Genomic DNA, 7,162 nt, shown 5'->3' with positions numbered 1-7,162 from the left:
GCTCACCGCCGCCGGGCAGCCCGCCCCCTCGAGCGCACCAGCGCCGGCGGCGGCACCAGCGGCCGCGCCGCCGGCGGCAGCACCGGCACCGGTGCCCGGGGCGCCGGTGCCGCAGGTCAGCGGGCCGCTGCCGGTCACCGGCACCAGCCACCCCTTCGGCGCGGCCGACCACGCGCAGGTGCCCGAGGACCTGTCCGCGTCCGGGTACGTCGAGGAGGAGTTCCTCGCCAGCGGCACCTCGAACGTCTACAGCTGGCCCGAGGACGCCCCGGCCGTGGTGCGCACCGCCGGCGCGCCGTACACCACGCGCGTGCTCGTGCGCCGCCCCGCCTCGGCGCAGCGCTTCAGCGGCAACGTGGTGGTGGAGATGCTCAACCCCTCCAACCTCTTCGACCTGAACATCGGCTGGGCCGTGGCGCACCGGCGGATCGTGGAGAACGGCGACGCGTGGGTCGGCATCACCGCCAAGCCCGTCGCGGTGCAGGCGCTGCAGAACTTCGACGCCGAGCGCTACGCGGCCCTCTCCTTCGCCAACCCGCTGCCGCTGGACGACCCGGCGAACTGCTCCACGGTGGACGCCGACGCGGACCCCGCCACCCCGGCCGTCGCGCTGCCCGCCGACACCTCCCGCTCCACCGAGAACGGCCTGGTGTGGGACGCGTACACCCAGGTGGGCAACTGGCTGCGCGGGGACGGGGCGGACAACCCCCTGACCTACGGCGGCGAGCGCACCCGCGTCCAGCACGCCTACGGGTTCGGCTACTCCCAGACCGGCGGCTACCTGGTGAACTACGCCAAGGCGGTGCACCCGCTCGTCGTCCAGGCCCAGGGCCGGCCCACCTACGACGCCTACCTCATCGGCGTGGCCGGCGGGGCGTTCGCCGGGGCCTACCCGATGAACCAGTGCGAGGCGGCGCCGCCGGCCGGGGACCCGCGCCGGCAGCTGTACGGCATCGGCGTGCCGGTGATCCAGATGATGTCGCAGTCGGACTACCTGCGCGGCATCGGCTCGCGCCGCCCCGACAGCGACCAGCGGGGCGACGAGTTCCGCCACTACGAGATGGCCGGGGCCGGCCACGCCACCCCGGACGAGCTGACCTCCTCGGCGTCCGCGGTGGACATCGTGGCGGCCGGGCGCGAGGTGCCGCCGGCCTCCTGCGACCAGGGACCGCGCAGCCGCTTCCCCAGCTCCATCTTCTTCGACGCCGCCCTGCGCAACCTGGACCGCTGGGTGCGCGACGGCGTCGCACCCCCGCGCGCGGACCCGATCGTGGTGCGCCACGGCCAGCCCGTCCTCGACGAGTTCGGCAACGTGCGCGGCGGGCTGCGCTCGCCGTACCTCGACGTGCCGCGCAGCACCTGGTACGGCACGGCGACCGGCGCCTCCTTCTGCTACATCGCCGGCTACGAGGTGCCCCTGCCCGACACCGTGCTCGAACGGCTGTACCCCTCGCCCGGCGAGTACGTGCGCCGCGTGCGCCAGGACGTCCGCGACCTGCAGCGCGCCGGTTTCCTCACCCGCTCCGACGCCGAGCGCCTGGTGCGCGAGGCGCAGCAGGTCGCCCGCGGCTGAGCCGCGCCGGCTGGCCGGTGCACCGGCGCGGCGGCAGGATCGCGGGGTGAGCTGGCACGCGGGCAACGCCGACGACGACGGCGCGCAGGACGGGGGCTGGCTGGTGGGCCGCTTCAAGGCCGGGCGCGCCGACCAGCTGGCCAGCGACGACGTGGAGGTGAAGTGGGCGCGCCTGGCGCCCGGTTCGCGCGACGACGAGTGGACGCCGCCGGAGCGGCAGACCTCGCTGTGCGTGCTGGTCAGCGGCTCCCAGCGGATCAGGTTCCGCGAGGGCGAGGTCGTGCTGCGCCGCTCCGGGGACTACGTCATCTGGTACCCGGGGGAGTCGCACACCTGGGAGTCCTCCGCCACGGCGGAGACGACCACCATCACGGTCCGGTGGCCCTCGCAGGTGCGGGGCTGAGGCCACTCACGCGCTGACGGTGGTGTCGCGCCCGTCCCGCTTGCCGCGGTACAGGGCGGCGTCGGCGCGCGCCAGGACGGTGGCGGCGCTGGTGCCCGGCAGCCACTGCGCCAGGCCGACGGTGGCGGTCTGGGCGTGGGGCACGGCCGCGCGGATGCGCTCGGCGACGGTGCGCGCCTGGCTCAGGGTGCGCCCGGGCAGGGCCAGGGCGAACTCCTCCCCGCCCCAGCGCGCCAGGGTGTCCTCCTCGCGCAGCTGCGCGGTGGCCGCGGCGGCGAACTCGCGCAGCAGGTCGTCGCCGGCCAGGTGCCCGTAGGCGTCGTTGTAGGCCTTGAAGTGGTCCAGGTCGATCAGCGCGAACGTCACCGGGCGCCCGGCGCTCTCGGCGGCCTCCACCTCGCGGGCGGCCACCCGGTTCCAGTGGCGGCGGTTGCCGACGCCGGTGAGCGGGTCGCGCTCGGAGGCGTGCTGCAGGCGGGTCAGCAGCTCGGTGCGCTCCAGGGCGTGCGCGGCCTGGCCGGCCAGGGTGTGCAGCATCGCCGCCGGCGTGGCCTCCAGCTCCTCCAGGCGGTGGCGCCAGACCACGCCCAGCACGCCGGTGCAGGAGCCGTCGCGCAGCAGGACCGGCTGCCAGAGCCCGGAGACGGTGCCGGAGGACTCGACCAGCGCGGGGTCGGCGTCGGGGTGGCCGGCGACGTCGGCGACGAAGAGCGGGCGGGCGCTGCGGAAGGCGCTGAGCGGCAGCGCCCGCCCGCCGTCCAGGTCCAGGCGCAGCCGCGTGCCCGCGGCCAGGCCCACCGAGGCGGTGGAGAGCAGCCGGCCGCGCCCGTCCGGGCCCGTCCCCGGCTGCAGCAGGTAGGCGGCGTCGGCGCCGGCGAGCTCGCGCGCGGCGGCGCAGACCGCGGTGCGGGGGTCCTCCGCGGTGGCGACCGCGCGCGTGGCGCGCGCCAGGGCGGCCAGCTGCTCGGCGCGCCGCTGCTCGCGCTCCACCAGCGACTGCGCCAGGGCGCGCTGCTGCTCCGCCTCGACGGCCAGCCGGGCGTTGAGCACCGCCTGGCGGCGCCGCTCGAACAGCGCCACGACGACGCCGGCGAGGTCGCCCAGCCGGGCCAGCTGCTCGTCGCTCAGCTCGCGGGGCTCGGCGTCGAGGGCGCACAGGGTGCCCAGCGCGTGCCCGTCGGGGCTGACCAGGGGGATCGAGGTGTAGGAGCGGACCGAGCCGTGCCGCCCGTCCACCCAGGGGTTGTCCGCGTAGCGCGCCTCGCGGCGGGCGTCGGGCACGTGCACCGCCTCCCCGGCGGTGAAGTGGGTGGCGCACAGCGACTGGCTGCGGGGGATGCGGCCCGTGGGACCACCGGTGGCGCTGACGGTGCACTGCGAGCGCGCGTCGATGAGGTTCACGGCCGCGCTGCGCACGCCGGCGACGGCGGCGGCCACGCGCACGACGGCGTCGATCTGCTCGTCGACCTCGTCGACCTCGTCGACCTCGGCGAGCCCGGCGCCCGCGCCCCCGCGCCCGTCCCCGAGCAGGCCGTACCGGTGCACGGCGGCCTCGCGCTGCGCCTCGGCGACCGGATCCACCCCTCCCACCCCGCCAGCATCGGCCGCCGCGCCCGCGCCCTTGAGCGCCCCGCGCACCCGCGGCGGACCACCCGGGCAGCGCATCGAGGAACGCCCCGCGGGTGCCGAGGACCAGGGGGTGAGCGCCCGAGCGCCCGCCCCCGACGGGCGGCCGGCGGGCTGGCGGGACGACAGCAGGGGGGACCAGGAATGCCGGCAGCACCGCGGCACCCGCGCGAGGGGGAGCGGCTGGCCTCGCTGCACAGCTACCGGGTGCTCCACACCGGTCCCGACGCGGCGCTGGACGCGCTGACTCGGGCGGCGGCGCGCGCCCTGGGCACGTCGACGGCGCTGATCAGCCTGGTCGACGAGCACCGGCAGCTGTTCACCTCCGCCTCCGGGGTGGAGCACGTCCTGGGCCCGGGGGTGCGCCAGACGCCGCGCGAGGAGTCCTTCTGCGCCCACGTGGTGGCCGCCGAGGAGGCGATCGTCGTGCCCGACGCCACCGCGGACGCGCGCTTCGCGGACCTGCCGATGGTCACCGGCCCGCAGCACGTGCGCTCCTACGCCGGCGCGCCGATCATCGGGCGCGACGGGCTGCCGCTGGGCGCGCTGTGCGTGATGGACCGCGCTCCGCGCGAGCTGGACACCGCCGCCGTGCAGGTGCTCAGCGAGCTGGCCGGAACCGTCGCCGAGCTGCTGGAGCTGCGCCGCGCCGACGCCGCCGCCGGGCTGAGCGGTCCGGACGTCCTCGTCGACAGCCACGCCCTGCGCGCCGGCATCGACGCCGGCCAGCTGGCGGTGCACTACCAGCCCGTGGTGGACCTGCCCTCGCGGCGCTGGCTCGGGGTGGAGGCGCTGGTGCGCTGGGACCACCCCGAGCGCGGGCTGCTGGCGCCGGCGGAGTTCCTGCCGCTGGCCGAGGCCAGCGGCCTCGTCGTGCCGCTGGGCCGGCAGGTGCTGACGCTGGCGTGCACCCAGGTGGCCCTGTGGCGAGCGCAGGGCGGTGCCGGCGGTGCGTCCGCGGACCTGCACGTGGCGGTGAACCTCTCCGGCCGCCAGCTCAGCGAACCGGACGTGGCCCAGGTCATCGCCGACGCCCTGACCATCAGCGGGCTGCCGCCCGAGGCGCTGGTGCTGGAGCTCACCGAGACGTCGCTGGCCGCCGGCGGCGGTGACGTCGACACCGCGCTGCAGCGCATCCGCGCCCTGGGGGTGGAGCTGGCGCTGGACGACTTCGGCACCGGCTACGCCTCCTTCTCCTACCTGCAGCGCTTCCAGCCCGACGTGGTCAAGATCGACCGCTGCTTCGTGGCGGCGCTGGGCCGCTCCGAGCGCGACGACCTGCTGGCGGCCTCGCTGGTGCAGCTGGCCCAGCGCCTGGGCTGCGGCGTGGTGGCCGAGGGCGTGGAGACGCCCGAGCAGGCCGCCGCCCTGACCGCGCTGGGGGTGCGCCACGCGCAGGGGTACCTGTTCTCCGCCCCCCGCGCCGTCGCGGACCTCACCGGGCACCTCCTCGCCCGGGACCCGCTGCCCGCGCGCGGCTGAGGACGGCCCCCCCGGGTGGAGGACCGCTCCCGGGCGATCGCGGCGGGAGCGCGGCGGGGCGCGCCGGCCGGCCCTACGCTGCGCACCGTGGACGTCCTGCGCTACGCCGCCTTCACCGACCGTCCCGAGGGCGGCAACCCTGCCGGCGTCGTCCTGGACGCCCGCGGCGCCTCCGACGCGCGGATGCTGGCGGTGGCCGCCGAGGTGGGCTTCGCCGAGACCGCGTTCGTGGTGCGCCCCGCCGACGACGCCGACCCGCGCTGGGGGGTGCGCTACTTCTCCCCGCACGCGGAGGTCCCCTTCTGCGGCCACGCCACGGTGGCGACGGCGGTGGCGCTGGCCGAGCGCGCCGCGGCCGGCGCACCGGCGGGCAGCGGTGCGCCCGGCAGCGGCACGGTGGTCTTCGACACCCCCGTCGGCGAGGTGGTGGTGCGCACCACCGCCGGGCCGGAGGGGGTGCGGGCGGCGTTCACCAGCGTGCCGCCGCGGGTGGGCCCGCTGGCGGAGGACGTCCTGGACCGGCTGCTCGCCCTGATCGGCGCGCGGCGCGCCGACCTGGACGGGCGCTTCCCGGTGCGCACCGCGGACGCGGGCAACCCCCACCCGCTGCTCTTCCTGGCGGCCGCGGACGTCTTCGACACCTTCACCTTCGAGCCGGCCGCGGTGCGCGCGCTGATGGACGAGCAGGGCTGGACGGGCACGGTGAGCGTCCTGCGCGCGCTGGGGCCGGACCGGTTCGAGGCGCGCAACCTCTTCCCCGTCGGGGCGATCACCGAGGACCCCGCGACGGGGTCGGCGGCGGCGGCGCTGGGCGGGTACCTGCGCGAGCTGGCGCTGGTGCCGGTGCCCTCGCGCGTGCAGGTGCACCAGGGCCGGCACGTGGGCCGCCCCGGGCTGCTCACCGTCGACGTCCCCCGCACGGGCGGGGTCGTCGTGAGCGGCCGCGCCGTCGCGATGGGCTGAACCGAGTTGCCGGTCGCGGGTGGTGGACGCACCGTGGCGCGCAGGGGTCCAACTGCGGGCTGCGGTGCGGCGTGCTGCGCGGTGTGCTCACCGGGGTCCGCCGGTCGTGGGGAGGCTCCGTGTCCAGCAACGCTCACCTGGTCGTGGTGACCATCGCCGGCTGGGGCGAGTGGTGCCGCTACCCGTGCACCCTGCGCGAGCGCGTGCGCGCGGACCTGCGGCGCCAGGCCCGCGAGCGCGGGTTGCGCCTGGTGGGGCAGCCGCGCCTGGCGGTGCAGGGCATCGACGACGGCGAGCGGGTGCGCCTGAGCGCCGCCGCCGAGGCCTCGCTCCCGCCGCTGCGCGCGGAGGGGCGGGGCGCTGGCGGTGACGCCGGCGCTGCGCTGCCGGGGGCGGACGCGCGGGCGCGGGTCGAGCGCGCGCTGGAGCGCGCCGGTGCCGAGCAGCAGCGGGCCTGGCGGGTGTGCGTGCAGGGCGCCGGGACGCGCCAGCGCGGGGAGCTGACGCGTTCGCAGTCGGTGGCCCAGCGGCGGTTGCGGGCAGCGCCCCCGCACGCCCCGCGGGCCGCCGGTCCGGACGCCTGACGGGCGCCCGGGCCGGTCCGGGCGTCAGCTCGTCGCGGGGCCGTTCCAGTCGACGAGCTGGACGACCACGCCGTTGGGGTCGCGCACCTGGAAGGCGCGCTCGCCCCACTCCTCGACCGTCAGCGGCATGGTGATGGCCACCCCCTCGCGCTGCAGCCGGGCGAGCTCGCCCTCGAGGTCGTCGACGACGAAGGCGAGGATCTGGCCGCGGGCGTGCTCCTCGCGCTGGTCGGCGGGCAGGGTCGCCAGCCCGCGGCGCAGGAAGACGACGTGCACCCCCGCGTCGGGCCTGCTCAGGCTGGCGAAGCCCGGTGCCGCCGCGTCCTCGGAGAAGCCGAAGTGGGTGCTCAGGAAGGTGCTGGAGGCTCGCACGTCCTCGACGTTGAGCGAGACGGCGCTGGCGGTGATGTGCACGGGTGCTCCTCCCCTCGATCACTCCGTACGGCGTACGGAGTGAGGGTGGAACGGCGGCCCGCGCCAGGATGTTCCCGTGGATCGGGCTCTCCCACCGCTGCGGGCTGCCGGCGGCGC

7 protein-coding genes are annotated in these 7,162 nt (G+C 77.3%); 5 read left to right on the top strand and 2 right to left on the bottom strand.

Annotation, left to right across the window (positions count from 1 at the left end):
• On the top strand, positions 1-1,573 hold a 1,573-nt coding region (locus GTR00_RS10515), incomplete at its 5' end, for an alpha/beta hydrolase domain-containing protein (RefSeq protein ID WP_205705505.1).
• A gap of 46 nt (positions 1,574-1,619) precedes the next feature.
• The gene (locus tag GTR00_RS10510) at positions 1,620-1,976 is read left to right on the top strand and encodes a cupin domain-containing protein (protein WP_166611574.1); all 357 of its coding nucleotides are present in this window, start codon (positions 1,620-1,622) and stop codon (positions 1,974-1,976) included.
• Positions 1,977-1,982: 6 nt separating this feature from the next.
• On the opposite strand, the gene GTR00_RS10505 is transcribed toward GTR00_RS10510, so the two are convergent.
• On the bottom strand, positions 1,983-3,557 hold the full coding sequence (locus tag GTR00_RS10505; protein ID WP_166611573.1) for a sensor domain-containing diguanylate cyclase: 1,575 nt from the start codon (positions 3,555-3,557) through the stop codon (positions 1,983-1,985).
• A 189-nt stretch (positions 3,558-3,746) separates the two neighbouring features.
• Between GTR00_RS10505 and GTR00_RS10500 the strand changes: the two genes are divergently transcribed.
• From GTR00_RS10500 to GTR00_RS10490, 3 genes are all read left to right on the top strand, one after another.
• Positions 3,747-5,084, top strand: coding sequence for a sensor domain-containing phosphodiesterase (locus GTR00_RS10500; protein ID WP_166611572.1), 1,338 nt, complete (start codon positions 3,747-3,749; stop codon positions 5,082-5,084).
• Between the two features lie 78 nt (positions 5,085-5,162).
• Positions 5,163-6,047, top strand: coding sequence for a PhzF family phenazine biosynthesis protein (locus GTR00_RS10495; protein WP_166611576.1), 885 nt, complete (start codon positions 5,163-5,165; stop codon positions 6,045-6,047).
• Between the two features lie 119 nt (positions 6,048-6,166).
• Complete coding sequence (locus tag GTR00_RS10490) at positions 6,167-6,631, top strand: hypothetical protein (RefSeq protein WP_166611571.1); 465 nt, start codon at positions 6,167-6,169, stop codon at positions 6,629-6,631.
• A 24-nt stretch (positions 6,632-6,655) separates the two neighbouring features.
• Here GTR00_RS10490 and GTR00_RS10485 read toward each other — a convergent pair whose 3' ends face one another.
• Positions 6,656-7,045 (bottom strand): VOC family protein, encoded by a 390-nt coding sequence (locus tag GTR00_RS10485; protein ID WP_166611570.1) that lies wholly within the window; start codon positions 7,043-7,045, stop codon positions 6,656-6,658.
• Between the last annotated feature and the right edge of the window lie 117 nt (positions 7,046-7,162).

The organism is Kineococcus indalonis, assembly GCF_009906395.1.
GTDB lineage: Bacteria > Actinomycetota > Actinomycetes > Actinomycetales > Kineococcaceae > Kineococcus > Kineococcus indalonis.
Note: the sequence above shows the minus strand (reverse complement) of the source record. Positions and strands in the feature narration are given on the sequence as shown.

Bases quoted from the DNA above. Each gene is read 5' to 3' on its own strand.
- GTR00_RS10500 (WP_166611572.1), top strand. From the start codon at position 3,747: ATGCCGGCAGCACCGCGGCACCCGCGCGAGGGGGAGCGGCTGGCCTCG.